Genomic DNA, 24,868 nt, shown 5'->3' on the forward strand with positions numbered 1-24,868 from the left:
CTGCTTTGCGCTTACAATTCCAATGAAGATCATTCTTTGTGGAAATACCAATATTGGGGCCCTGCGGCGCCGCCGCGCCCCTTGCCGCCTACGCTGCCGACTGCACCCATGACCGAGTCTGAAGCCTCTTTAGCCCCTCCCGCCGATTCGCTGGTACGGCGCCTGACCCGCATGAATTTGCAGCTGCTCAGCGTGACCATGCTGCTGACCTTCGCCCTGCTGGCGACGGCCACCTGGTACGTCGCGCGCGGCCGCCAGGTGCACGCGGCGCAGCTGAGCGCACGGCTGCTGGCCAATAGCGTCTCGCCGATGATGGTGTTTGACGACCGTCCCGCCGCGCAGGTCGAACTCGAAGCGTTTTCCCGCCGCAGCGATCTGCTGTTGGTACAGGTGCAAACGCCGGCCGGCGCGGTGTTCGCGCAGTGGCAGGCCGGCGCCGGCGCGCCGACGCCCCGCATTGTGCCGCCGCTCGCCATGGAGCAGCTGGCCGACGCGGCGTCGGTAACGATGCAGGAACTGGAAGTATGGGCGCCGATCCGCCTGAAGGATGAGGTGGTCGGCGTGCTGGTGCTGCGCGAAAGCCTAGCCGGCCTGCGGATAGCGGTGCTGACGCTCAGCGCGGCGTCGGCGGCGTTGATCGCGGTGGCGATCCTGATTGCCTGGCGCGGGTTGTTGCTGGTGCAGCGCCGCGCATTGGCGCCGCTGGTGGAGTTATCCCGCCTGGCCGAGCACATCGCCCGCGAACGCGACTACGGCAAGCGCGCGACGGTCTACCGGCGCGACGAAGTGGGTCGGCTGACCGAGCATTTCAACGACATGCTGAAGCGGATCGAGGTATGGCAGGCCGACCTGCACCTTCAACTGGAGCAGGAACAGGAGGCCGGGCAGCAGTTCCAGCAGCTGGCCCACAAGGACAGCCTGACCGGCCTGCCCAACCGCCTGTTCTTCCAGGGCGAGTTGCAGCGCTACCTGGCGCTGAGCGAGGAGCGGGGCGAGCTGATGGCGCTGATGTTCATCGACCTGGATAACTTCAAGACCGTCAACGACAAGCATGGCCACGACGCCGGCGATGAGGTGCTGTGCGAAGTGTCGCGCCGCATGGCCAGCGTGGTGCGCTCGCGCGATGTGCTGTGCCGCCTGGGCGGCGACGAATTCGCGCTGATCCTGCCGGCGCTGCCGGACCAGGCGGCGGCCGAGCAGCTGGCGCAGCGCCTGATCGACGCGGTGCGCGTGACGATGACGATACGTGGCCAGGTCATGCCGGTCGGCGCCACCGTGGGCCTGGCGTTCGCGCCGCTGGACGCCAGCGACGCCACCGCCTTGCTCAACGCCTCGGATGAAGCCATGTATGAAGCCAAGCGGGCCGGTAAGAACACCTTCAGGAGAGTGCGGCATGCGGGTGCGTAAGATCGGCATGCTGCTGGCTGCCGCTTGCTGGGCGCCGGCGACGCTGGCGCAGCAGCAGGCGCCAGCCAGCCTGGAAGAGCTGCTGCGGCAAACCCCGACCGACGTCACGCGCGACGTCGAGGAATCCACCTCGTCGCGATTTGCGCAGAGCGCTTCGCAGGCGCCGTCGGTCACCTACGTGGTCACGGACGCCGACATCGCCCGCCATGGCATGCGCAATATGACGGACATCCTGCGCAGCATGCCCGGCCTGTATGTAACCGGGGACGGCAACTTCAGCTACGTCGGCGCGCGCGGCCTGGGGCGGCCGGGCGACTTTAATGCGCGCCTGCTGTTCCTGATCGACGGCATGCGCATCAACGAGAACATCTACGACGCCGGCCTGCTGGGCTCCGAGTTCTTCGTCGACGTCGACCTGATCGACCGGGTCGAATACGCGCCGGGGCCGGGCTCCGCGCTGTACGGTAACAACGCCTTATTCGGCGTGGTCAACATCATCACCAAGGGCGCCGATAAGCTGAACGGTCTGCAGGTGCGGGCCAATGTGGATTCCGACCGCAAGCGCGAGGTGCGCGCCAGCGTCGGTCACCGTTCGGAGCAGGGCTGGGAAACGTGGCTGGCGCTGAGCGCCTTCAGGCAGGACGACATCGCCGCACCGTTCTCCGTGCTGCCGGAATACGAGGCGCCGTTCAAGGATTACAACTGGGACCGCGGCCAACGCTTGCTGGCCATGGCCCGCTACGGCGGCTGGACGCTGCGAACAGGCCTGAGCCATCGCGAGCAGGGCTCGCCGCGCATCTTGCCGCCGGAGGCGCCGGTGCCCATGGTCCAGAACCGTAACGTCTACAACAATAACTTCCTGTCGGCCGAATATCGGCGGGACCTGGGGAATGACTGGAGCCTGTATGGCGCCGTGTCTTCCAAACGCAGCGATTATCTGAGCATTTACCCCTTTGTGCGCTTGGACGCGACGACGTTCGAATTCGACAATCTCTCGCTGGGACGCTGGTACAACCTGGACCTGCGCATCAGCACCCAGCGCTGGCGCGATCATGAATTGATGGCGGGCTTCGAATACCAGTACGACCGCACGCAGTCTATCGTCGCAGGCCCGGTGGGGCAGGAGCCGGACGCCGCTTTCTACGGCGATAACCGGCGGCGCGGCCTGTTCGTGCAGGACTCGTGGCGCCTGAACGATACGCACCGCGTGACGCTCGGCCTGCGCCGCGACAGCACCATGGTGGGCGGCACCAACACCAATCCGCGCTTCGCCTGGATCTGGAGCGGTGTGCCCGATGCGTCGCTCAAGCTGATGTACGGCAGCGCCTACCGCGAGGCCAACCTGTTCGAGTTTCAGGTCAACGCGCCGTGGGGCGTGCCGCTGCCGTCGCCGGAGCGGATACGCACGCTGGAACTGGCGTGGGAGCAAGCGCTAAACCACAATTTCCAGTACCGGGCCTCGGTGTACGCGTCGCGCCTGCGCGACCTGATCAGCATCAACCATGAAACCGAGGTATTCGAAAACAGCGGCAGCATCCGCAACGTCGGCGCGGAGCTGGGACTGGAGCGGCGCTGGAGCGGCGGCCAGCAATTACAGGCGGCGCTCTCCCTGCAGCGGACCACCGATGCGGCGGGACGGCGCCTGGATAATTCTCCGCGCGCGCTGGCCAAGCTGCTGTACAGCCAACCGTTGCAAGGTGACAGGCTGCGGCTTTCGTGGCAGGTGCTGGGCCAAAGCCGCCGCGCTATCGGACCCATGGCCTTGCCGGGTTATGCACTGTTCAACACCACCTTGTTGTGGCGTCCCAGCGTGGGTACCGACATCGCAGTCTCGTTGTATAACATCGGCAATGTACGCTATGACGATGCGCCGTCCGGCGTTGGTGAGCCGTTCAGGCAGGAGGGGCGTGTGCTGCGCTTCTCGTTGACCAGGCAGTTCGGCCTATGAAACCGCTGCGCCAGGCCTGGCTGCTGCTGCCGATGCTGGCCGCGCTGGTGGCTCCCGCGCGCGCGGGACAGGATCAACTTCAGTTGAAGGCGGCGTTCATCTACCGCTTCGCCCAGCTGACCCAGTGGCCACCGCCGCCGCAGCGCGAGTTCACCTACTGCGTGGCGGGTGACGCGCCCTTGCAGGATGCGCTGCGTACATTGATGCTGGCTACGCCGAGTGGCGTGATCGTGCATACCTTGCAGCTGAACGAGCCGCAGCGCGCGCCGCAATGCCAGCTGCTGGTGCTGGGCGCGGGCGTGCGCGGCGATCTGCGGCGCTGGCAGGAGGTGCTGGCGGATGATCCGATACTGGTGGTGGGCGACAGCGCGGAATCGTTTCGTAACGGCGCCATCATCGGGCTGGTGATCGAACCGAACGGCCTGGCCTTCCGCATCAATCAAACGGAGGCCAGGCGGCGCGGCCTCGCGCTCAGCTACCAGCTGCTGAAGCTGGCGCGCGAGGTGAAGTAGGGCGCTTCAGGTGTTGAGCGTGAACTCGGTGAACGACGCCTCGTCCGGCGAAGACTTGGCTTCCGGCTCGGCCTGGGCGTTCTTGCTGTCCGGGCCATTGTTCAATAGCCACAGCAGGTTGGTGGCGGAATCGGCGTTGGCCAAGGCTTCGTCCTGGCTGATCAAGCCATCCTGCACCAGCTTGAGCAAGGCCAGTTCGAACGACTGCGAACCGGGCGACATGCTCTTTTCCATCGCTTCCTTGATCTGGCCGATTTCGCCTTTTTCGATCAGGTCCGAGATGTAGCGAGTGTTGACCATCACTTCCACCGCCGCCGTGCGCGTGCCGCCGTTGATCGAGCGGACCAGCCGCTGCGAGACGATGGCTTTGACCGTCGACGACAGATCCTGCAGCAGCGCGGCGCGGTTTTCGATCGGGTAGAAACTGATAATACGGTTTAGCGCGTTGTAGCTGTTGTTGGCGTGCAGGGTCGCCAGCACCAGGTGGCCCGACTGCGCGTAGGCCAGCGCGGCGGCCATGGTTTCCTTGTCGCGGATCTCGCCGATCAGGATGCAGTCCGGCGCCTGGCGCATGGAGTTGCGCAGCGCGGTGTAGAAGTCCTTGGCGTCGCTGCCGATCTCGCGCTGGTTGACGATGGATTTTTTATTCTTGAACAGGTACTCGATCGGGTCTTCCAGCGTCAGGATATGGCCGGAGCGCAGTTCGTTGCGGTGGTCCAGCATCGAGGCGATGGTGGTGGACTTGCCGGAGCCGGTCGAGCCGACCAGCAGCAGCAGGCCGCGCTTTTCCATGATCAGGTCCGCCAGCACCGGCGGCAGCTGAAGGTCGGCCAGCAGCGGGATGGTGGCCGGCACGAAGCGGAATACGGCGGAGATGGTGCCGCGCTGCTTGAACGCGGAGAGGCGGAAGCGGCCCATGTTCGGCACCGATACGCCCATGTTCAGTTCATTGGTCGCGGCCAGTTCTTCCATTTGCGCGGGCGTGGCGATTTCCGCCAGCAGCGAATGGATGTTGTCCGGCTCGAGCTTTTGCTGATTGATGGGGATCAGGTTGCCGTTGATCTTGATGTGCACCGGCGAATTCACCGCAAAGAACATGTCCGACGCGTTCTTTTCCTTCATCAGCTGGAACAGGCGTTCCATGGCCATGGCACTCTCCTCAGTTTTACCCCAGAACCTTGATGCCAGGGGCGGACCCCTAATGGGGTCCGACCCTGTTTGGCCGTGCGGGTTTAAATACCGCGCAGCAGTTCGTTGATGCCGGTCTTGGCGCGGGTTTTTGCATCCACGCGCTTGACGATGACCGCGCAGTACAGCGAGTACTTGCCGTCTTCCGAAGGCAGGTTGCCCGAGACGACCACCGAACCCGCAGGCACGCGGCCGTAGGTCACTTCGCCGGTGGCGCGGTCGTAGATCTTGGTCGACTGGCCGATGTACACACCCATCGAGATCACCGAGTTCTCTTCGACGATCACGCCTTCGACGATTTCCGAACGGGCGCCGATGAAGCAGTTGTCTTCGATGATGGTCGGATTGGCTTGCATCGGTTCCAGCACGCCGCCGATGCCGACGCCGCCGGACAGGTGGACGTTCTTGCCGATCTGTGCGCACGAACCGACGGTGGCCCAGGTGTCGACCATCGCGCCTTCATCGACGTAGGCGCCGATGTTGACGTAGGAAGGCATCAGCACCACGTTCTTGGCGATGAAGGAACCGCGGCGCGCCACGGCTGGCGGCACCACGCGGAAGCCGCCCTTGATGAAGTCTTCGGCGGTGTAGTTGGCGAACTTGGTCGGAACCTTGTCGTAGAACTGCATGGTGCCGTCGGACGGCATTTGCACGTTGTTCTCCAGGCGGAAGGACAACAGCACGGCTTTCTTGACCCACTGGTTCACAACCCAGTCGCCGGTGGTTTTTTCGGCCACGCGGATGGTGCCGGCGTCCAGGCCTGCGATCACGTGCGAAACCGCGTCGCGCAGTTCGGCGGTGCCGTTACCCGGGTTGATGTTGGCGCGGTCTTCCCATGCCTGGTCGATGATGTTCTGGAGTTGTTGGCTCATGTTGGACTCAATTATTTGTTAAGGGTTTTGCAGAATTGGACGATGCGCTGCGCAGCTTCCAGGCCTTCTTCCGTCTCGGCGACCAGCGCCATGCGGATGCGGCTGCGGCCCGGATTGGCGCCGTGGGCGTCGCGCGCCAGGTAGCTGCCCGGCAGTACCGTGACATTATATTCGGCATACAGGCGCTGGGCGAATTCGGTGTCCGACAAGCCGGTCTGGCTGACGTCGGCCCACAGGTAGAAGCCGGCGTCCGGCAATTCCACTTGCAGCACTTCCTGCAGCAGCGGGGTGATGGCGGCGAATTTGGCGCGGTATTTTTCGCGGTTCTGTTCGACGTGGGTTTCGTCGTTCCAGGCCGCGATCGAAGCAGCTTGCACGGAAGGGCTCATGGCTCCGCCGTGATAGGTGCGGTACAACAGGAATTTTTTCAGGACGTCGGCGTCGCCGGCCACGAAGCCCGAGCGCATGCCCGGCACGTTGGAGCGCTTCGACAGGCTGCTGAACACCACCAGGCGCGCGTAGGGCTTGTCGATCGTGGACAGGCCCAGCGTGTGGGCCGCTTCCAGCGCGCCCAGTGGCGCCTTGTCGCCGTGGTAGATCTCGGAGTAGCACTCGTCGGCGGCGATGACGAAGTTGTAGCGCTCCGACAGGGCGAACAGGTTCTCCCAATCGGTCAGCGTCAGCACGGCGCCGGTCGGATTGCCGGGGGAGCACAGGAACAGGAGCGACACGCGCTCCCATACCGAGGATGGAATGCTGTCGTAGTCGCAGCCGAAGTTGCGGGCCGGGTCGGAGTTGACGAAGTACGGCTCGGCGCCGGCCAGGTAGGCCGCGCCTTCGTAGATCTGGTAAAACGGGTTCGGGCTGACCACCAGCGACTTGGCGGCAGGGTCGATCACGGTCTGCGCCAGCGCGAACAGCGCCTCGCGCGAGCCGTTCACCGGCAGCACCTGGGTGGCTGGATTGAGCTTGGGGATGCCGTAGCGGCGTTCCAGCCAGCCGGCGATGGCGCCGCGCAGCGCGTCCGAGCCGATGGTGGTGGGGTAGCTGGCCAGGCCATCCACGTTGTCGATCAGCGCCTGCTGGATGAACTGCGGCGTAGGATGTTTGGGCTCGCCCATGCCCAGGCTGATGGCCTTGTGCTGTGGGCTGGCGGTCACCTGCGCGAACAGCTGGCGCAGTTTTTCGAACGGATAGGGTTGCAGCTTGTCGAGATGTGGATTCACTTGGCGGACCGGGTGCGGAACGTTGAAAAAAGAGCAGCGTAGACAACCATTATAGCGCCTCCGCGCAGGCCTCGTCATACGACGGTGAGTAGGCCGGTTATCAATGCCAAATAATAAACATGTGAGATACTTCGGCCCACGGTTCACAAAGAGGTAAGGCATGGAACAGGATGAAACGACGATGGAAGTGGACGTCAGCCGGCAGGTGATGGCGCTGCGGCTGGCGACCGGGCTGGCGCAGGGCGCGCTGCTGTATTGGCTGTACCAGGCCGACCGGGGCGGCTGGTGGCCGGCCGGGACGCCATATGTGATGACGCCACTGCTGATGGCCTGCGCGCTGCTGCCGGCGATGCTGATATCGGCCATGGGCCACATGGCGCCGAAAAAGGTGGCGCAATGGATGGCCGCCGCCGCCGGCGTGGTGCTGATCATGGCGTTGCATGCCGTCAGCCGCGAGGCTAGCGTGGTGCGGGGCGCCGGCGAGCTTGGGAAGGGCGCGTTCACGTCGATGTCGGGGCCCGTGATGGTTTTCGGCGCGGTCTTCATGTACATCGCGCATTCGCTGGTGATGGCGGGGGCTGCGGACCAGCGCCGCATCGCCAGCTACGACACCTATTTTGAGCTGGCCTGGAAGCTGGCGGTGCAGCTGATGTTCTCGGCCTTCTTCGTCGGCGCGCTGTGGCTGGTGCTGCTGATGGGCAGCGGCCTGTTCTCGATGGTGAAGCTGGACTTCCTCAAGCATATGATGGAGGAGTCGTGGTTTGTGGTGCCGGTGATCTGCTTCGCCTGGTCGTGCGCGATGCACATCACGGACGTGCGGCCGGCCATCGTGCGCGGCATCCGCAGCCTGCTGCTGGTGCTGTTGTCGTGGATACTGCCGGTGGCGGCGCTGATCATCAGCGGCTTCCTGTGCGCGTTGCCGTTCACCGGGCTGGATGTGCTGTGGGCGACGCGGCATGCGACGTCGCTGCTGCTGGCGGCGGACGCGGTGCTGATCATGCTGATCAACGCCGCCTTCCAGAACGGCCACGCCAAGGCGGCGCTGGCGGTGCGGGTGAGCGCGCGCGTGGCTTCGCTGTTGATACTGCCGCTGACCGCCATCGCGATTTATGCCTTGGGCTTGCGGGTGTACGACTACGGCTGGACCTCGGACCGCGTGATCGCCGCCGCCTGCCTGGTGGTCGCCAGTTGCTACGCGCTGGGTTATGCGTGGGCGGCGCATCGTTACGAGACCTGGCTGTGCCCCATCGCCAACGTCAACGTGGCGGCGGCCTTCGTGGTGCTGATCGTGCTGCTTGCCTTGTTCACGCCGATCGCCGATCCGGCGCGCCTGTCGGTGAACAACCAGATGGCGCGGCTGGAGAAGGGCCGTACCAAGGCGGCGCAATTCGATTTCCATTATCTGCGATTCGAGGGGCAGCGCTACGGGCAGGAGGCTTTGACGCGCCTGTCGCAGCAAACCACCGGCCCTGACGCGGCATTGATACGCGACCTGGCAGCCAAGGCGTTGAAGGAGACGAACCGCTGGCAACCGGGATCGCAGTTGGCGGCGGTATCGATCACCGACAACGTCAAGGTGTGGCCGTCGTCCACCAAGCTGCCGGCCAGCTTCGCGGCCCAGAAGTGGAGCCCGATCGAAGACGCGACTGTCCTGCCATGCCTGTTAAGCCGTGGCAGTAGCTGCGACGCGCTGGTGCTCGATGTCGATGGTGACGGCAAGCCGGAAGTCCTGCTGTTCAACGCCGGCCGCTACTCGGCGGCGCCGCTCTACACCGAACGCGCCGACGGCAAATGGGTGATGGCCGGCCATCTCGATGCGAGCGGCAGCGATTGCGCTCCGCTGATCGAGAAGCTGAAAGCGGGCCAGTACACGCTGGTCGCACCGCGCATGAAGGCGCTGGAAGTGGCCGGGCAGTTATTGCAGTTCCAATCCGAGTTCGGCGCTGACGACTGTAAACTTATCAAGGCGGCAAAATAGGTCGCCTCAGGTCATGGCGATTGTGGCCGTTTTGGTTCTAATCTCCCGGTATCTTATGGTCATTGAGGCACTATTCCGCTTCGCGGCGAGATGCTGCTGACATGCCGGGAGCCCCGCGTGCTATTGTAGAAACAGGTTACAGGTTTTATCTCCACACTTCGCGAAGTCCCATCATCCAGCCCACGCACCTTCGTGGGTTGCCTCGACCTCCCACCGCCTAGCTGTCGCTCATAACGCGCTGCATCCCGTGACATCCGCCGCGCATCGCGACGGGTGGCGGACGTACGTGCCAATTCAATGTGACATCCGGGAGAATATTTTGATCATAGACCGCTCGCTGTACGATGGGCAACTGCTATTGAAGGCGGGCGCACTGCAAGACGCCATTTTCAACAGCGCCAATTTTTCCAGTATCGCCACCGATGCCCAAGGCGTGATCCAGATTTTCAATGTCGGCGCCGAGCGCATGCTGGGTTATAAGGCAGTCGACGTGATGGACAAGATCACGCCGGCCGATATTTCCGATCCGCGCGAACTGATTGCCCGCGCCAACACGCTCAGCCTGGAATTGGGCACCTCGATCACGCCGGGCTTCGAGGCGCTGGTGTTCAAGGCATCGCGCGGCATCGAAGACATCTATGAGCTGACCTATATCCGCCAGGACGGCAGCCGTTTCCCGGCGATGGTATCGGTCACTGCGCTGCGCGACGACAAGGACGCCATTATCGGCTATCTGCTGATCGGCACCGACAACACCGCGCGCAAGCGCGCCGAGGAGGCGCTGCAGAAAGCCGGTGCGCTGCAAAACGCCATCTTCAACAGCGCCAACTTCTCCAGCATTGCCACGGACGCGCACGGCGTGATCCAGATTTTCAATGTCGGCGCCGAGCGCATGCTGGGCTATAAGGCGGCCGACGTGATGGACAAGATCACGCCGGCCGATATTTCCGATCCGCGCGAACTGATCGTGCGCGCCAACGCCCTCAGCCTGGAATTGGGCACGTCGATCACGCCGGGCTTCGAGGCGCTGGTGTTCAAGGCGTCGCGCGGCATCGAGGACATCTATGAGCTGACCTATATCCGCCAGGACGGCAGCCGTTTCCCGGCGATGGTATCGGTCACCGCTCTGCGCGACGATCAGGAAACCATCATCGGCTATCTGCTGATCGGCACTGACAATACCGCGCGCAAGCGCGCCGAGGAGGCATTGCAGAAAGCCGGCGCGCTGCAGAACGCCATCTTCAACAGCGCCAACTTCTCCAGCATCGCCACGGACGCCCATGGCGTGATCCAGATTTTCAATGTCGGCGCCGAGCGCATGCTGGGCTACAAGGCCTCGGACGTATTGAACAAGATCACGCCGGCCGATATTTCCGATCCGCTGGAGGTGATCGCACGCGCCCATACGCTGAGCATCGAACTGGGCACGTCGATCACGCCGGGCTTCGAGGCGCTGGTGTTCAAGGCTTCGCGCGGCATCGAGGACATCTATGAGCTGACCTATATCCGCCAGGACGGCAGCCGCTTCCCGGCGATGGTGTCGGTGACGGCGCTGCGCGACGACCTGGAGCAGATCATCGGCTACCTGCTGATCGGCACCGACAACACCGTGCGCAAACAGGTCGAGGCCGAACAGGCGGTGCTCGATCAGCGCTTGCGCGATCAGCAGTTCTACACCCGCTCGCTGATTGAGTCGAATATCGACGCGCTGATGGCGACCGACCCGCGCGGCATCATCACCGACGTCAACCAGCAGATGGAATCGCTGACCGCTTGCACCCGTGATGAACTGATCGGTGCGCCGTTCAAGAACTATTTCACCGACCCGGACAGGGCTCAAGCCGGCATCTCGCGCGTACTGCGCGAAGGCAAGCTCACCAACTATGAACTGACCGCGCTGTCGCGCGAAGGCTCCGAGACCGTGGTGTCGTTCAACGCCTCAACCTTTCACGACCGCGACCGCAAGCTGCAGGGTGTGTTCGCGGCGGCGCGCGACGTCACCGACCGCAAGCAGTTCGAGCATATGCTGCAGGAAAACAATGTCGAACTGGAAAGTGCCAAGGCGGCGGCGGAAATCGCCAACCTGGCCAAGTCTGAATTCCTGTCGAGCATGAGCCATGAGTTGCGCACACCACTCAACGCGGTAATCGGCTTCGCGCAACTGATGGCGTCGGATATACCGCCACCGTCCACCGCGCAAAAAACCTCAATCGATCAGATCCTGCAGGCGGGCTGGTATCTGCTACGCCTGATTAACGAAATACTCGATTTGGCGATGATCGAATCGGGCAAGGTCAGCCTGTCCAAGGAGACGATGTCCTTAACCGAGGTGTTGCTTGATTGCAATTCCATGATGGCGCCTCAGGCTGAGCAACGTGGCATCGCCATGAATTTCCCGAGCTTGGAACAGCCGTTCTACGTGCACGCGGACCGGACCCGGGTCAAGCAGGTCATCGTGAACCTGATGTCGAACGCCATCAAATACAATCGCCCCGGCGGCGCCGTGACCGTGAACTGCGAGCATGAACCCGACGGCCGCGTGCGCGTCAGCGTGATAGACACCGGGGAGGGCCTGCAGCCTGACAAACTGGCGCATCTGTTCCAACCGTTTAACCGGCTGGGGCAGGAAGCCAGCGCCGAGGAAGGCACCGGGATCGGATTGGTGGTGACCAAGAAATTGATCGAACTGATGGGCGGAACCATCGGTGTAGACAGCACCGTCGGCGTCGGCAGTAAATTCTGGTTCGACCTGCTGGCGTCGGATGCGCCAGGACTGGAAACTGAAATGCCGGGCCTGTCGCCGGCCCGGGGGGACGACCAGATCGCCCAGACGGGGGTGGACCAGCGCCGTACGCTGCTGTACGTCGAGGATAATCCGGCCAATCTGGCGCTGGTTGGGCAGTTGATCGCGCGCCGGGACGATCTGCAGTTGATGACCGCGGTGACGGGGCATCTCGGCGTTCTTCTGGCCAAGCAGCATCAACCCGATTTGATACTGATGGATATCAACCTGCCGGGCATGAGCGGCTACGGCGCGCTGAAAATCTTGCGCGATGATCCCGCTACCGCGCGTATTCCGGTGATCGCCTTGTCGGCCAATGCCATGCCGCGCGACATAGAAAAAGGCATTGATGCCGGATTCTTCAACTATCTGACCAAGCCTATCATGGTGCGCGAGTTCATGGATGCGCTGGATGTGGCGCTCCGGCATTTCGCTGAGGTCAACGGGGCTGTAGACGTCAAAACTGTTACTCAGGAGTAGTCTGCAGAGGCCAGGCTTGCATGTTCTCGTTCAGCCTGCAGCGCCTGCTGCTCCGCAATCGTTCGTGCCTTGCGGATAATTCTGTTTGCGCGGGCACCCTTGGCAGGCCAAATTCCACGCGGGGTTGACTGGGAACTCCCCCGGTTGAGTAAGGTGCGAGCTTCCGAGTGGACACTTGCTGACACTCGCCCAAGCAGAGGCCCACCTTCCTGCCTGGGCATGTTTCTCACCACCGATGCTGATTAATTTTCGATCTAGCGCGTCAAGCATGCGTGAGAGCGCGTATTGTTTCGGATGGTAAGCATTTCTGCGGATATTCATTTCTTTTCCTTGGGGGGCGGCGCGCATCAAGTTATGAACCAAGATGTGGCTGAATTAGCACTGTTTCTCAGCAGATAAGTCGATTGCTAACGAGCGCATTCTGGTCGTAACGGGGGTCTCAGATAAAATGCGCACTAATGCGCTTATGGCATCTCTGCATTCTATTTCGCCAGCGTATCCGGAGCTGCTGGTCGCAATCACCTCGCCCGACTTCCTGCGCAAGCGCCATCGCCAGGGGTGTGGCGCGAATTGGCAGGAATCCTGAAAGAGTTCAAACCACATGCTAGCCTCCAACGGCGGGGTAAAAATGATGAGAATATAACGATAATCATTTCAGATGCGCCGCTAAGGATTGATGAATATCAAGTTGTGAAAGGTTGTCTTGGGATAGGTTGGCACGTTCCCTTGATGGGTGCAGGACGTACTGTGGTTGGAAGATTGCGAGATGCAAGTTTGAATTGTTGTCCAGTACAGACGGTTTGCATGAGCTATGGAAACCTTTCATTGGGGGCAGGGGGAGCTCAGACCGCGGACGACGCCAAGCGTAGCCGAAAAGCTCTAGGAATCTGAGTTGGCCTGCAACGGGCAAGCCTGCATGTCCTCACCGAGTCTACGCGCCAGTTCGCCGCGCAGGGCGTGCAGGCCTTCGATGCGCCGGTCGATATCTTCCAGCTTGCGTTCCAGCGCCGCGCGCAGCTGGGGCGCGGACGATTCCGGCTCGGCCAGCAGCGGCAGGTCGGCTTCGATTTCGGCCAGCGTGAAGCCCAAGGTCTGCGCCAGACGGATGTAGCGCAGCCAGTCCATCGCTTCCGGCGGATAGTCGCGGTATCCGTTGGCGCTGCGGCGCGCGCGCAGCAGGCCGCGCTTCTCGTAAAAGCGCAAGGTGTCGCGGCTTAGCCCCGTGGCGCTGGCGATTTCTCCGATTTGCATACACAGGCTCCAAATATCGTTTGACCTTGGAGTGTACTCCAGGCTTTAGCATGGCTCCACCTTATTCCAGGAGACGTCATGCTCGCACCATCCACCTTCCGCAAAATTGTCCTCGGCAGCGCCATCTACGATCTGATCGTGACGGCGCCTTTCGCCACGCCGTGGAGCTTCGCCTTCGCCCGCGCGCAGCTGGACGGCATCAACCAGGGACTGGGCGGGGCCGCGTTGCCCGCGTTCGAGCCGTTCCACGTGCTGTTCGCCTGCCTGCTCGGCAGCGTGGTGCTGGTTTGGTCGCTGCTGCGCATCAGCGATCCGCAGCAGCGTTTCGGCCGTTTCGACGGCATGGCGCGGCTGCTGTTTTCGACCTGGATGATCTGGACGCTGGCCGCCACCGGCGCACCGCTGCTTTGGCTGTTTATCGTGCCGGAGATGGCTTTTTGCGTGGCGCAGTGGCTGCCGGTACGCTCTCCGCCAGAAAGTCGATGAAGGCGCGCACGCGGGCCGGCTGTTGCTGCCTGCTCGGATAGTAGACGTACAGGTCGGCCGAGGGCAGTGTGTAATCGGCCAGCACCACTTGCAGGCGGCCGCTGTCGAGATACTTGGCGGCGTCCCACTCGGAGCGCAGCAGGATGCCGTGGCCGTCCAGCGCCCAGCCCAGCACCACGTCGCCGTCGTTGCTGGACAGGCTGCCGTGCACCTTCACCGTCTCGGACTTGCGGCCTTTCCCCAGTTTCCAGGTGCTGTGCGTGTCGTTGTTCTGGCGGTGCAGGATGCAGCGGTGCTGCGCCAGATCCTGCGGCAGGCGCGGCGCGCCATGGCGTTTCAGGTAGGCCGGCGAGGCGCACAGGAAGCGCTGGTTGGACAGGATCTTGCGCGCGCCCAGCCGCGTATCGGGCAGCTCGCCGAAGCGGATGCCCAGGTCGTAGGCGTCCTCCACCAGATTGATGGCGCGGTCGGTCAGTTGCAGCTGCACTTCCACATCGGGGTAACGGCGCGAGAAGGCGGAGACCAGCGGCGCGATGGTGGTGCGGCCGAAGCCCAGCGTGGCGTTCACGCGCAGCAGGCCTTTGGGCGCTGCGCGGCTGCTCGACACGGATTCCTCCATGTCGCGGATATCGCCAAGGATGCGCACCGCCTGCGACAGATAGGTTTCGCCCTCGCTGGTCAGGCTGGCGCGGCGCGTGGTGCGGTTCAGCAGGCGCACGCCGAGGCGCTGCTCCATCAGCATCAGGCGCTTGGTGACGGCGGGCGGTGTGATGCCCAACTCGCGCGCGGTGGCGGACAGGCTGCCCAGCTTTGCCAGCAGCACGAAGAAGGACAGTTCGGAGACGATGTCATTATTCACTTGAAGTGTATAAAGGAGTAAATGTCGGTGAATTATACGACTGGTTTTCAAGAGTAAGCTTGCTTCCATTCTTAGCCCACTGGAGACAGCACCGTGAAAATCGTCGAAATCCGCGAAAAGACCGTCCCGATCAGCTCCCCGATCCGCAACGCCTACATCGATTTCAGCAAGATGACTTTGAGCCTGGTGGCGGTGGTCACCGACGTGATCCGCGACGGCAAGCCGGTGGTGGGCTATGGCTTCAACTCCAACGGCCGCTATGGCCAGGGCATGCTGATGCGCGAGCGCTTCATTCCGCGCATCCTGGAGGCCGATCCGATCTCACTGATGAACGACGCCGGCACCAACCTCGATCCGCACAAGGTATGGGACTGCATGTACACCAACGAGAAGCCGGGTGGCCACGGCGAGCGCTCGGTGGCCATCGGCACCATCGACATGGCGATCTGGGATGCGGTGGCCAAGATCGAAGGCAAGCCGCTGTTCCAGCTGCTGGCGGACCGCTACGGCAACGGCACGCCGGACAAGAAGATCTTCGTCTACGCGGCGGGCGGCTACTACTATCCGGGCCAGAGCCACGATGCGCTGAAGGACGAGATGCGCAGCTATATCGACCGCGGCTACACGGTGGTGAAGAAGAAGATCGGCGGCGCCTCGCTGGACGAGGACCTGCGCCGCATCGATTCCATCCTCAGCGTGCTGGGCGATGGCCAGAAGCTGGCGGTGGACGCCAACGGCCGCTTCGACCTCGATACCGCCATCGCCTACGCCAAGGCCTTGTCGCAGTACGATCTGTTCTGGTACGAGGAGGCGGGCGATCCGCTGGACTTCGAACTGCAAGCCACGCTGCGCAACTACTACGACAAGCCGATGGCCACCGGCGAGAACCTGTTCTCGATGCAGGATGCGCGCAACCTGATACGCTACGGCGGCATGCGCGCGGACCGCGACTGGCTGCAGTTCGACTGCGCGCTGAGCTACGGCCTGGTGGAGTACCTGCGCACGCTGGACATGCTGCACGAGCATGGCTGGTCGCGCAAGCGCTGCATCCCGCACGGCGGCCACCAGATGTCGCTGAACATCGCGGCGGGGCTGGGCCTGGGCGGCAACGAGTCCTATCCGGACCTGTTCCAACCCTTCGGCGGCTTCCCGGATGGTGTTCGCGTCGACAACGGCTACATCACGATGCCGGACCTGAACGGCATCGGCTTCGAGGGCAAGGCCAACCTGTATGCGGAGATGAAGGCGCTCAGCGCTTGAGAAGCATCGTTTCCAGTTCATCGGTGCCGCGCACGTGGCCGATGAAGGGGAAGATGTTCTGCATCGCGAACTGGTGCATCTCCGCCTTCAGGCTGGACATCGCGTCATGCGCGAACACCAGTGCGTAGCCCCGGTCAAAGGCTGCGCGGGCGGTGGATTCGACGCCGAAGTTGGTGGCGATGCCGCCCATGATGAGCGTGCGGATGCCGCGCCGGCGCAGTTGCTGGTCCAGCTCCGTGCCATGGAAGGCGCCCCACTGGCGTTTTGCAATCACGATGTCGCCCGCCTGGCAGCCTGCCTGCTCGACCAGTTCAGACGCTTGCGGCGGTGGTGGCGGGGCGGCCGGATCGCGCGCCAGCGACACATCTGCCGGCAGGCGCAATAGCTCGTTGACCAGCACGCGGACATAGATCACCGTTCCTCCGCTGCGGCGCATGGCGTCGGCAAGGCGGGCCCCATTGGCCACTACCTGCTGCGCCGTATGCGGCGCCAGCTCCCGTGCGACGTTGCTGTGCTGTAGATCGATCAATACCAAGGCCGTGCTGGAAGGTTCGAGATTCATTGTTGGCTCCGTTAATGTGAGGGTATCCTCAGATAATTATATGCCCAATTCGTTTATAATGTGAGGATGCCCTCAGATATCGAAAAAACCACCAGGCGCAAGCCGCGGCAACTGCGCGGCGAACAGCGCATGGCTGCCATGCTCGATGCCGCCGCCGCCGTCTTCGCGCAAGCCGGCTACGACGCCGCCACCATGACCGCCATCGCCGAGCGATCCGGTTCGTCCATTGGCGCCCTGTACCAGTATTTCCCCAACAAGCTGGCCTTGGCGAAGGCATTGCGCGAGCATTACGGCGAGGAGATGGCGCGTCGCTGGACGACGCTGATTGCCGATGCCTCGTCCCTGAGCATCGCCGCGCTGGTGGACCGGATCTTCGATCTGATGATCGGCTTTTTCGACGAACACCCGGCCTATTTCGCGCTGCTCAATGCGACGCTTGGGTATCAGCGGGATGCGGGCGCGCGCCAGCGGCTGCGCTCCAGAATAGGCGCCGCGCTGAGGGGGAAACAGCCGGAATTGGAAGAGGGCGAGGCGCTGCGGCTGGCCACTGTGTCGCTGCAAATCGTAAAGGGACTCAATCCCCTGTATGCCGAGGCGGCGGCCGCCGAGCGGAAGGAACTGGTGGCGGAATTCAAGCTGGTGCTGGTCAGCTACCTGAAAGCGCGCCTGCGCAAATAATCAGGCGGCTTTCAACAAGGCCAGCGGCTTGCTCCAGACCTGCTGCGCCACGCGCATCATGTTGCGGCCCATGACAAGCTCGGTCTCGCTGTCGGTCATGCCGACATTGCGCAACGCGGCGGCCAATTGGCGCCAGACTTCCGGCGGCGTGAAGGTCGGCGGACGGCTGGCGCTGTAGCCGGCGGAGGCGGGCCACCAGTAGCCTGGGTCGAAATCGCCGGGCGGCGTGTCGTCCAGGCCGGGCTGCTGGAAGCAGATATCGAGGCCGATGCCGACGTGCGATACGCCCACCAGGTCCGCGACATAGGCCGCGTGGCGCGCGACGTCGTCGGCGCCAGGATGCTCCTTCCCCAAAAACCACGACAGGCCTGACACGCACACCACGCCGCCGGTGACGGCGCAGGCGCGGATCTGTTCATCGGTGACGTTGCGGCCGTGCTGCACCAGCGCGTACGGATTGGCGTGGCTGAAGATCACCGGCTGCGACGACGCGGCCATGATATCGAGGCTGCACAGACGGCCCGTATGCGAGCAGTCCATCAGGATGCCGGCGTCGTTCACGGCGCCCACCATGCTGTAGCCGAGCGGCGTCAGGCCGCGTGGCAGGTCGTGGCAGCCGTCGGCGACGTTGTTGTTGCGGTTGTAGGCGAAGTGGATCTGGCGCACGCCCAGCTGGGCATACAGGGCGATCATCTCAGGCTGGTCGAGCAACGGCATCGCCCCTTCCAGGTCGAAGCTGATGGCGATGCGGCCGTCGGCGGCGGCCTGGATCACGTCGTCCACGCTGGAAACGAGGACGTAGCGGTCCGGGTCGGAGGCGATGGTGGCGCGGTAGCCGGCGATCACGGACATCACTTGCGAGATCGGGTTCATGTCGCCCCCGACGTTGAGCGAGACGTAGTTCACCCCGGCGGCGTGCAGCTTTTGGACGGGCGTGAAGTCGGCCTGCGGATGCTGCGGCAGGCAAGCGTGGGCGTCCCAGTTGATCATGGTTGTAGGCTTTGTCAAAAATGCTATGTTCCCACGAATGCGTGTCCAGGGCAAATCGGCGCGGCCGGGGTGTGGCGCGCATGCTTTATACTGGCGGCACTGACTCAATTCACACTATTAAGGCCAACATGTCTTTTTCTTCGCTGGGCCTTGCTCCCTCACTGATTAACGCCGTGACCGAAATCGGTTACCAGGAGCCGACCGCCATCCAGAGCGCCGCCATTCCCGCCATTCTGCGCGGGGAGGATGTGCTGGGCGCGGCGCAGACCGGGTCCGGCAAGACCGCCGCTTTCGCGCTGCCGCTGCTGCAATCGCTGCTGGACAATCGCAACGGCCCGCGCCAGCTGCATGGCCTGATCCTGGTGCCGACGCGCGAACTGGCGGCGCAGGTGGGCGAGTCGATCCGCAAGCTGGTGGCGCATTTGCCGATGCAGGTCAAGGTGTCGATCGTGTTCGGCGGCGTATCGATCAATCCGCAGATGATGGCGCTGCGCGGCGGCGCCGATATCGTCATCGCCACGCCGGGCCGGTTGCTGGACCTGATCGACCACAATGCGCTGAAGATCTCGCGCACGGCGATGCTGGTGCTGGACGAGGCGGACCGCCTGCTGGACCTGGGCTTCAGCGAAGAACTGAACCGTATCCTGGAGCTGCTGCCGAAGCAGCGCCAGAACCTGTTCTTCTCGGCGACCTTCCCGCCGGCGGTGCAGGCGCTGGCCGACGGCATGCTGCATCAGCCGACGCGCATCGAGGTGTTGTCCGAACCGCTGAGCAAACCCGATATCGAGCAGCGTGCGATCATGGTCGATGTGCCGCGCCGGACCATGCTGCTCAAGCATCTGATCCAGGAGCACAAGTGGAGCAGGGTGCTGGTGTTCGTCGCGACCAAGTACGCGGCCGAGCATGTGGCCGATAAGCTGAACCGCAACGGCATCCGCGCCGGCGCCTTCCATGGCGAGTTTAGCCAGGGCGCGCGCACCGAAGTGCTGGGCGACTTCAAGGCCAGCCGCTTGCAGGTGCTGGTGGCGACCGACGTGGCGGCGCGCGGTATCGACATCGCCCGTTTGCCGGCGGTGGTCAATTACGACTTGCCACGTTCGGCGGTGGATTACACGCACCGCATCGGCCGCACCGGCCGCGCGGGCGAGAGTGGCGTGGCGATCAGCTTCGTCAGCGCGGAGACGGAGCAGCATTTCCGCCTGATCGAAAAGCGTCAGGAGATTCTGCTGCCGCGCGAGCAGATCGCCGGCTTCGAGCCGGAGGAGACTTTGCCGCCAGTCGCCGCCAATTCGGTGACGGACACCGTCAACGGCGGCATCAAGGGCAAACGCAAGAGCAAGAAGGACAAGCTGCGCGAAGCCGCCGCAGCGGCCGGGGAGTAAGCTCCCGCGCCGTCAATCCAATACGGTGGAGCGGTACAACTTGCGATACTCTGACGGCGAGGTCCGCAACGCCGCCCGGAAATGCTGGCGCAGTGACAGCGCGGAACCGAATCCCGCCTGCTGTGCCACCATCTCGATCGATACTTCGCTGCTCTCCAGCAGATGCTGGGCGTGGGCCAGGCGCTGGTTGAGCAGCCATTGCTTGACCGAGGTGCCGGTGGCTTGGCGGAAGTGGCGGGTGAAATTCCGGCGGCTCATCAAGGCGCGTTCGGCCAGCGCGTCGATGCTGTGGTTCTGCGTCAAATCCTCGCCAACCCATGCCAGCACCTGAGCGAAACGGTCGTCGCTGCCGCTGACGGGCAGCGGACGCTCGATGAACTGCGCCTGTCCTCCTTGCCGGTGCGGCGCGACCACCATTTGGCGCGCCACGCGATTGGCGATCTCCGCGCCGCACAGCTGCCGCAGCAAATGCAGGCAGCAATCAAGGCCCGCCGCCACGCCGGCCGACGTGACCACTTTCCCTTCATCGACATACAGGACCTCGCGGTCGACCCGGACCTTGGGGTAGCGCTCGGCCATGATGTCGGCGTTGGCCCAGTGTGTGGTAGCCGTGTGGCCGTCCAGCAGGCCCGCTTCCGCCAGCGGAAACGCACCTATGCAGAGGCCCACTACCTGCGCGCCGCGCTGGTGGGCTTTGCGCAGGGCTTGCAGCAGGCTGGCGGGCGCCGGGCGACAGTCGGAATGCCACGACGGCAGGATGACGATATCCGCGCGGGTCAGGGCGGCAAGGCTGTGGGGCGCGACGATTTGGAAGCCGGCGGTGGTGGTCAGCGGCGCTCCCGCATCTTCCGCGCATACCTTGACGTCGAAGGTCGCGCTCTCGCAGTCGGCGCGCTGGGCGCCGAATACCTGGCACGGCACCGACAGGTGAAAAGGATTGATGCCGTCGAAGGCGATGACGGCGATGCGGAATTTCTGGATGGGCGAGGTGCGTGCGGACATGGCCTGATTATATCGCATGGTGGCCTTCGGGCCACTTTTGAATAACAGCACGGCGACGGACAATGTCACTCACCGGGCGCTTCCGCCTTATCCTACAGGAGAAAATCATGACCGCAACCCCACGCCGTGCCTTGATCGTCATCGACGTACAAAACGAATACTTCACCGGCCAGATGAAGATTGAATATCCGCCGGTTGAGACCTCGCTGCCGAATATCGGCCGCGCCATGGACGCCGCGCGCGAGGCGGGCATCCCCGTGGTGGTGGTGCAGCACGATGCGCCGGAAGCTTCGCCGATCTTCGGTCTTGGCTCGGACGGCTGGAAGCTGCATCCCGCGGTGGCACAGCGTGCGCACGATCATTTCATCAACAAGAAGATGGCGAGCGTGTTCGCCGGTACGGACCTGGCCGAATGGCTGAAGGAGCGCGCCATCGACACGCTGACCATCGTCGGCTACATGACGCACAACTGCAATGCGTCCACCATCTACGAGGCGAAGCATCGCGGCTTGCAAGTGGAGGTTCTGGAAGATGCCACCGGTGCGCTACCGTACGAGAACGCGGCCGGCAAGGTTAGCGCGGAAGAGATTCACCGCGTGTTCAACACGGTGTTTCATTCCAACTTCGGCGCGGTGGTGAGCACTGAAACGTGGCAAGCCTCCGTGCGTGACGGCAGCAAGCTGGAGGGCGACAATATCTATCTGTCGAACCAGCGCACCCGCCAGTGAACTAGCCGCCGGTGCGCTTGGCTTGGTGGCCCTGTTTTTTCAGGGCTTCCATCACCAGGTCGCAGTGGTCGCCCTGGATTTCGATGACGCCGTCCTTGACGGTGCCGCCGGAACCGCAGGCGCTGCGCAGCTGCTTGCCCAGCAGGGCGAGGGCGATGGCGTCCAGCGCCAGGCCTTTCACCAAGGTGACGGTCTTGCCGCCGCGGCCCTTCGATTCGCGCGATACGCGCACGACGCCGTCGCCGGCGGGTTTGGATTTGGCTGCGGCTTTGCAGCGGCAATCGGCGACCGGCTGCCCGCAATCGGGGCACATGCGGCCGGTTTCAGTGGAGTAGACGAGTCGGGTGTTCATAGTGCCGAGATTCTAGCAGAAGCCGGCCTACAGAAAACGCGCATTCCTCAGCGATGCGGGCACTATGAGCTTATGCATCGGCGTAACGAACAGCATGTAGACGCGGCCCAGCAGGTTGTGGATGTGGACTACGGTACTGACGGCAATCTTGTCCTGCAGTTTGCATACGGAGACTTCGACGTGCAGGTGCTTGTCGGTATCGCCGAGGATGACTTCCTGCTCGCTGATGTAGCGGATCGAGAAGATGCCGACACGGTCGCCGACGCGATAATCGCTGGCCGGCTTGGTGGGGTTGAAGTCGCCAATGCCCCCCAGATTCTTCAGACCGACTAGGCTCACCACGCGATTACGCAGCGCCATCAAGGCGTTGATCCATCCCGGCGTGCCGGCCATCACCTGCAAATACAACGCCAGCGCGGATTGCGCGGTGGGTTTGATCGCCGTTTCGTAGCAGTCGTAGTAGTAGGCGTCGTCCAGGTGGCGGGATATTTCACTTTGCGGCGGGATGTCGATGGCGGAAATCATAGAGCTCTGGAGGCGCGAAAGAATATGTCAAAACATTATCACATACTGCTTGAGCGCGCTGACCGCCGTACAAAAGCAGATATGGCCTTTGCCGAGTCTTCTGCTGCAGCCTGAAGGAGGCAGTGTGGTCCGTCGAGTTTTATCAGCTGCGTCGCAGGATAAAGTTCGGTGATATGGTCTCCCGCGCTAGACGGCACGACGCGGTCTTGTGACGCTTGCAGGTAGAGCAGCGGCAGCTCCACTGTCCTCAGTTTGGCCGAAACATCGACCGTCAATACAGCGCGCAAACGAGCTTGCAGCACGCGGCCCGCGATGGTGGCGATGGATGTGGTTAGTGCGGAGCGCAGGATCGCGGTGGCGTGGCGACCTAGGAGAACATGGCTCATCAGCGCCGCAGGCACCAACTTAATCGGCAGAGCGGAGGCCAACGTTCCGATAGCTCTGAGCGCTGGCACCGGGCTGCGTGCAAAGGTGCAGCAAAGGATGATGCCGACTAGTCCGGGCGGCGGGGAAGCGGCGATCGAAATGGCTATCGGTCCCGAAAAGGACTCGCCAAGCAAGATGAATTCGCCAGCGACCGGCAATGCATCACGCGCGATTGCTTCCAGTTCGAGATAGTTCAGTGGCTCTTGTGTCGGATAGCGAACGGTGAAAATTGCGAACTCGCCGCCCAGTGCCTCGATGATCGGGGCGAACAAGTCCCCCGTGCCGTCCATACCGGGCAATAGCACGATGGTCAGCATCGTCTATGGCTTTTCGCTGACCAGATCGATGCGGCGCTGGAGGCGTTGGACTTCGGCGGTGTCGCCCGCCTGCGTGGCGCGCATGGCCTGGACGCCCAGCCATGCCAGCAGCGGACGTCGCCAGCCTTGGGCGGAGGCGGTGTCCACGGCGCCGCTCAGGACCTGCGGCGTGGCTTTGCCGGCGCGCAGCAGCACGCCGCTGGCCACCAGCTTGGAGAGCGGATCGGTGATGGCTTGCGTGGCGCTGGCGGCGGCTGCGTCGCCTGATGCGGAGGCGACCGTTTGGTGCTGCGCCGGCAGCAGCGCGGCGTCGGCTGCGGTGGCGCGGCCGGAAAGGTAGGCGGCGTAGGCGCGGTCGGCCGGGCTGGCGTCCTGCGACAGTTTGTCATAGCCGGCGCAATCCTCGAACACCAGCGAGGCGACGTGGGCGGCGCAGCGTATCAATTCGGCGCGTATCATCAGGTCGATCTTGCCGGTGCTGGCCAGCGCTTCGCGGGCGCGCTTGTACTCGGCCGCTTCCACGCGCGCATTACCAGACATGTAGGCGGCGGTTGAACGTTCGATGGAGCTCTGCGCGTTCATCTGCCAGTCCGGCACCGGCGGGTTGTTGCCGCAGGCGGCCAGCAGCGAAGCGGCAAGCAGCGTGGTGAGCAGTGTCGCGATCAGTGGGGCGTTGGTCTTCATGGGAGTTTGATTTCCGTATCGCGTTTGAACGGCCATTTGCGGTTGATCTCATTGACCAGCTGTTCGACCCGGCGCAAGCTGCTTTCCACTTCGCCCCGCAGCGTGCCCAGATCGGCCGTGGCTTCCTTGGCATTGGCGCCGACGGCCTGCGCTTCGATCAGCACCGCGTCCATTTTCTTCAGGCTGTTGCGGGCGTCCGCCAGCAGGCCATTGAGCTGCACGATGGTCGCTTGCGCGTCCGTTATCACGCCTTGCTTGCCGAAGACTTGCGTGTCGGCGTGGCCGATCAGGCTATCGGCCTTGGTGGCCAGCGCGTTCACGGTGATCAGCAGCTTGTTGGCGCGCTCCGCCAGTTGTTGTGCGTTCTTGTCGTCGCCGGCGATCAGGCCCATGGCGCCGTTGGGGCCATTCAGTTTTCCAGTAACGCCCTGGACGTTGGCCAGGGTCGAGGCCAGTGCGGAGTTTTCCGCCGTCAAAGCGCTGAGGTGTTCCAGCAGGTCCTTGGCGGCGGCCAGCAGCCGTGGAATCTCTGCGCCGGCGTCGCCGACCAGCAGCGCGCGGGCGGCGCCGTCTTCCAGCGGCGGATCGGTCGGAATGCCGCTGAACGCGCGCAGCTTGGCGCCGCCCACCAAGCCGCGTTCCAGCGTGAAGATGCTGGAGCTGCGCAGCCAGTGCGCATCGTCGCGCGGCACGTCGACGATGATGCGCGCCTTGCCGTCCTTGCCCAGCTCTATGCGGCGCACGCGGCCGATCGGAAAGCCGGCAAAGGTGACGTCCATGCCGACGGTGACGCCTTCCGAGTCGTCCGCCTGCAGCACCAGCGTCTGCGTCGATTCGAAGGCGCCGCGCGCGTACATCAGGTACAGCGCCGAACCGGCCACCAGCACCACCATCAGCACCAGCAGCAGGGCCGCCTTGAATTCCGCGTTGCGCACCGGCGCCGCTTCGTTTGTTTGTTCGGTCATTGTTCCAT

General features: G+C 63.4%; 24 protein-coding genes. 10 read left to right on the plus strand and 14 right to left on the minus strand.

The features are described from left to right. The first annotated feature begins 108 nt into the window (after positions 1–108). The 3 genes from RUGAMON1_RS01320 to RUGAMON1_RS01330 are packed head-to-tail and all read left to right on the plus strand — an operon-like array spanning position 109 to position 3,867. A complete protein-coding gene (locus RUGAMON1_RS01320; protein WP_445228804.1) occupies positions 109–1,407 on the plus strand; it encodes a diguanylate cyclase domain-containing protein in 1,299 nt (432 codons plus the stop codon). Continuing rightward, entirely contained in the window at positions 1,394–3,355 is a 1,962-nt protein-coding gene (locus RUGAMON1_RS01325) for a TonB-dependent receptor plug domain-containing protein (RefSeq protein WP_445228805.1), read from the plus strand. The genes RUGAMON1_RS01320 and RUGAMON1_RS01325 overlap by 14 nt, the downstream gene beginning before the upstream one ends. Beyond that, the gene (locus tag RUGAMON1_RS01330) at positions 3,352–3,867 is read left to right on the plus strand and encodes a YfiR family protein (RefSeq protein WP_445228806.1); all 516 of its coding nucleotides are present in this window, start codon (positions 3,352–3,354) and stop codon (positions 3,865–3,867) included. The genes RUGAMON1_RS01325 and RUGAMON1_RS01330 overlap by 4 nt, the downstream gene beginning before the upstream one ends. A 6-nt stretch (positions 3,868–3,873) precedes the next feature. Here RUGAMON1_RS01330 and RUGAMON1_RS01335 read toward each other — a convergent pair whose 3' ends face one another. From RUGAMON1_RS01335 to dapC, 3 genes are all read right to left on the minus strand, one after another. After that, positions 3,874–5,016 (minus strand): PilT/PilU family type 4a pilus ATPase, encoded by a 1,143-nt coding sequence (locus RUGAMON1_RS01335; protein ID WP_116988109.1) that lies wholly within the window; start codon positions 5,014–5,016, stop codon positions 3,874–3,876. A gap of 83 nt (positions 5,017–5,099) precedes the next feature. Next, positions 5,100–5,927: a 2,3,4,5-tetrahydropyridine-2,6-dicarboxylate N-succinyltransferase gene (gene dapD, locus RUGAMON1_RS01340; RefSeq protein ID WP_116988110.1), complete on the minus strand. Its 828-nt coding sequence runs from the start codon at positions 5,925–5,927 to the stop codon at positions 5,100–5,102. Positions 5,928–5,938: 11 nt separating this feature from the next. Further along, positions 5,939–7,153, minus strand: coding sequence for a succinyldiaminopimelate transaminase (dapC, locus tag RUGAMON1_RS01345; RefSeq protein ID WP_445228807.1), 1,215 nt, complete (start codon positions 7,151–7,153; stop codon positions 5,939–5,941). Positions 7,154–7,313: 160 nt separating this feature from the next. On the opposite strand from dapC, the gene RUGAMON1_RS01350 reads away from it, so the two are divergent. Continuing rightward, the gene (locus RUGAMON1_RS01350) at positions 7,314–9,131 is read left to right on the plus strand and encodes a DUF4153 domain-containing protein (RefSeq protein ID WP_445228808.1); all 1,818 of its coding nucleotides are present in this window, start codon (positions 7,314–7,316) and stop codon (positions 9,129–9,131) included. A 319-nt stretch (positions 9,132–9,450) separates the two neighbouring features. Beyond that, positions 9,451–12,393: a hybrid sensor histidine kinase/response regulator gene (locus tag RUGAMON1_RS01355; RefSeq protein WP_445228809.1), complete on the plus strand. Its 2,943-nt coding sequence runs from the start codon at positions 9,451–9,453 to the stop codon at positions 12,391–12,393. Between the two features lie 375 nt (positions 12,394–12,768). Here the strand turns inward: RUGAMON1_RS01355 and RUGAMON1_RS01360 are convergent, their stop codons facing one another. Together RUGAMON1_RS01360 and RUGAMON1_RS01365 are read right to left on the minus strand one after the other, a co-directional pair. Then, the gene (locus RUGAMON1_RS01360) at positions 12,769–12,996 is read right to left on the minus strand and encodes a YegP family protein (protein ID WP_445228810.1); all 228 of its coding nucleotides are present in this window, start codon (positions 12,994–12,996) and stop codon (positions 12,769–12,771) included. A gap of 276 nt (positions 12,997–13,272) precedes the next feature. Continuing rightward, positions 13,273–13,644, minus strand: a complete 372-nt coding sequence (locus RUGAMON1_RS01365) for a MerR family transcriptional regulator (RefSeq protein ID WP_445228811.1) — start codon at positions 13,642–13,644, stop codon at positions 13,273–13,275. Between the two features lie 78 nt (positions 13,645–13,722). On the opposite strand from RUGAMON1_RS01365, the gene RUGAMON1_RS01370 reads away from it, so the two are divergent. Further along, on the plus strand, positions 13,723–14,130 hold the full coding sequence (locus RUGAMON1_RS01370; protein ID WP_445228812.1) for a hypothetical protein: 408 nt from the start codon (positions 13,723–13,725) through the stop codon (positions 14,128–14,130). On the opposite strand, the gene RUGAMON1_RS01375 is transcribed toward RUGAMON1_RS01370, so the two are convergent. After that, positions 14,060–14,989: a LysR family transcriptional regulator gene (locus RUGAMON1_RS01375; RefSeq protein ID WP_445228813.1), complete on the minus strand. Its 930-nt coding sequence runs from the start codon at positions 14,987–14,989 to the stop codon at positions 14,060–14,062. The two genes, RUGAMON1_RS01370 and RUGAMON1_RS01375, sit on opposite strands and share 71 nt — an antisense overlap. A 93-nt stretch (positions 14,990–15,082) precedes the next feature. Here RUGAMON1_RS01375 and RUGAMON1_RS01380 point away from each other — a divergent pair, with 93 nt between their 5' ends. Continuing rightward, complete coding sequence (locus RUGAMON1_RS01380) at positions 15,083–16,249, plus strand: mandelate racemase/muconate lactonizing enzyme family protein (RefSeq protein ID WP_445228814.1); 1,167 nt, start codon at positions 15,083–15,085, stop codon at positions 16,247–16,249. Here RUGAMON1_RS01380 and RUGAMON1_RS01385 read toward each other — a convergent pair. After that, positions 16,239–16,811: an isochorismatase family protein gene (locus tag RUGAMON1_RS01385; RefSeq protein ID WP_445228815.1), complete on the minus strand. Its 573-nt coding sequence runs from the start codon at positions 16,809–16,811 to the stop codon at positions 16,239–16,241. The genes RUGAMON1_RS01380 and RUGAMON1_RS01385 overlap by 11 nt on opposite strands. 129 nt (positions 16,812–16,940) lie before the next feature. Between RUGAMON1_RS01385 and RUGAMON1_RS01390 the strand changes: the two genes are divergently transcribed. Next, positions 16,941–17,489 (plus strand): TetR/AcrR family transcriptional regulator, encoded by a 549-nt coding sequence (locus RUGAMON1_RS01390; RefSeq protein ID WP_445228816.1) that lies wholly within the window; start codon positions 16,941–16,943, stop codon positions 17,487–17,489. Here RUGAMON1_RS01390 and RUGAMON1_RS01395 read toward each other — a convergent pair whose 3' ends face one another. Further along, complete coding sequence (locus RUGAMON1_RS01395) at positions 17,490–18,497, minus strand: dipeptidase (protein ID WP_445228817.1); 1,008 nt, start codon at positions 18,495–18,497, stop codon at positions 17,490–17,492. A 110-nt stretch (positions 18,498–18,607) separates the two neighbouring features. On the opposite strand from RUGAMON1_RS01395, the gene RUGAMON1_RS01400 reads away from it, so the two are divergent. Next, positions 18,608–19,861, plus strand: coding sequence for a DEAD/DEAH box helicase (locus tag RUGAMON1_RS01400; protein WP_445228818.1), 1,254 nt, complete (start codon positions 18,608–18,610; stop codon positions 19,859–19,861). A gap of 12 nt (positions 19,862–19,873) precedes the next feature. Here the strand turns inward: RUGAMON1_RS01400 and RUGAMON1_RS01405 are convergent, their stop codons facing one another. Next, positions 19,874–20,863: a GlxA family transcriptional regulator gene (locus RUGAMON1_RS01405; protein WP_445229243.1), complete on the minus strand. Its 990-nt coding sequence runs from the start codon at positions 20,861–20,863 to the stop codon at positions 19,874–19,876. Positions 20,864–20,970: 107 nt separating this feature from the next. On the opposite strand from RUGAMON1_RS01405, the gene RUGAMON1_RS01410 reads away from it, so the two are divergent. Next, positions 20,971–21,591: a cysteine hydrolase family protein gene (locus RUGAMON1_RS01410; protein WP_445228819.1), complete on the plus strand. Its 621-nt coding sequence runs from the start codon at positions 20,971–20,973 to the stop codon at positions 21,589–21,591. Position 21,592: 1 nt separating this feature from the next. Here the strand turns inward: RUGAMON1_RS01410 and RUGAMON1_RS01415 are convergent, their stop codons facing one another. Genes RUGAMON1_RS01415 through RUGAMON1_RS01435 form a run of 5 tightly spaced genes read right to left on the minus strand, consistent with a single transcriptional unit; the run spans position 21,593 to position 24,860 of the window. Beyond that, complete coding sequence (locus tag RUGAMON1_RS01415; protein WP_332854885.1) at positions 21,593–21,943, minus strand: translation initiation factor Sui1; 351 nt, start codon at positions 21,941–21,943, stop codon at positions 21,593–21,595. Between the two features lie 27 nt (positions 21,944–21,970). Beyond that, entirely contained in the window at positions 21,971–22,468 is a 498-nt protein-coding gene (locus RUGAMON1_RS01420; protein ID WP_445228820.1) for a DUF2867 domain-containing protein, read from the minus strand. Positions 22,469–22,506: 38 nt separating this feature from the next. Further along, the gene (locus tag RUGAMON1_RS01425) at positions 22,507–23,211 is read right to left on the minus strand and encodes an alpha/beta fold hydrolase (RefSeq protein WP_445228821.1); all 705 of its coding nucleotides are present in this window, start codon (positions 23,209–23,211) and stop codon (positions 22,507–22,509) included. A 3-nt stretch (positions 23,212–23,214) separates the two neighbouring features. Next, the gene (locus tag RUGAMON1_RS01430; RefSeq protein WP_445228822.1) at positions 23,215–23,895 is read right to left on the minus strand and encodes a hypothetical protein; all 681 of its coding nucleotides are present in this window, start codon (positions 23,893–23,895) and stop codon (positions 23,215–23,217) included. After that, the gene (locus tag RUGAMON1_RS01435) at positions 23,892–24,860 is read right to left on the minus strand and encodes an MlaD family protein (protein WP_445228823.1); all 969 of its coding nucleotides are present in this window, start codon (positions 24,858–24,860) and stop codon (positions 23,892–23,894) included. The genes RUGAMON1_RS01430 and RUGAMON1_RS01435 overlap by 4 nt, the downstream gene beginning before the upstream one ends. Between the last annotated feature and the right edge of the window lie 8 nt (positions 24,861–24,868).

Source organism: Duganella rhizosphaerae, from assembly GCF_040364205.1.
GTDB lineage: Bacteria > Pseudomonadota > Gammaproteobacteria > Burkholderiales > Burkholderiaceae_D > Rugamonas > Rugamonas rhizosphaerae.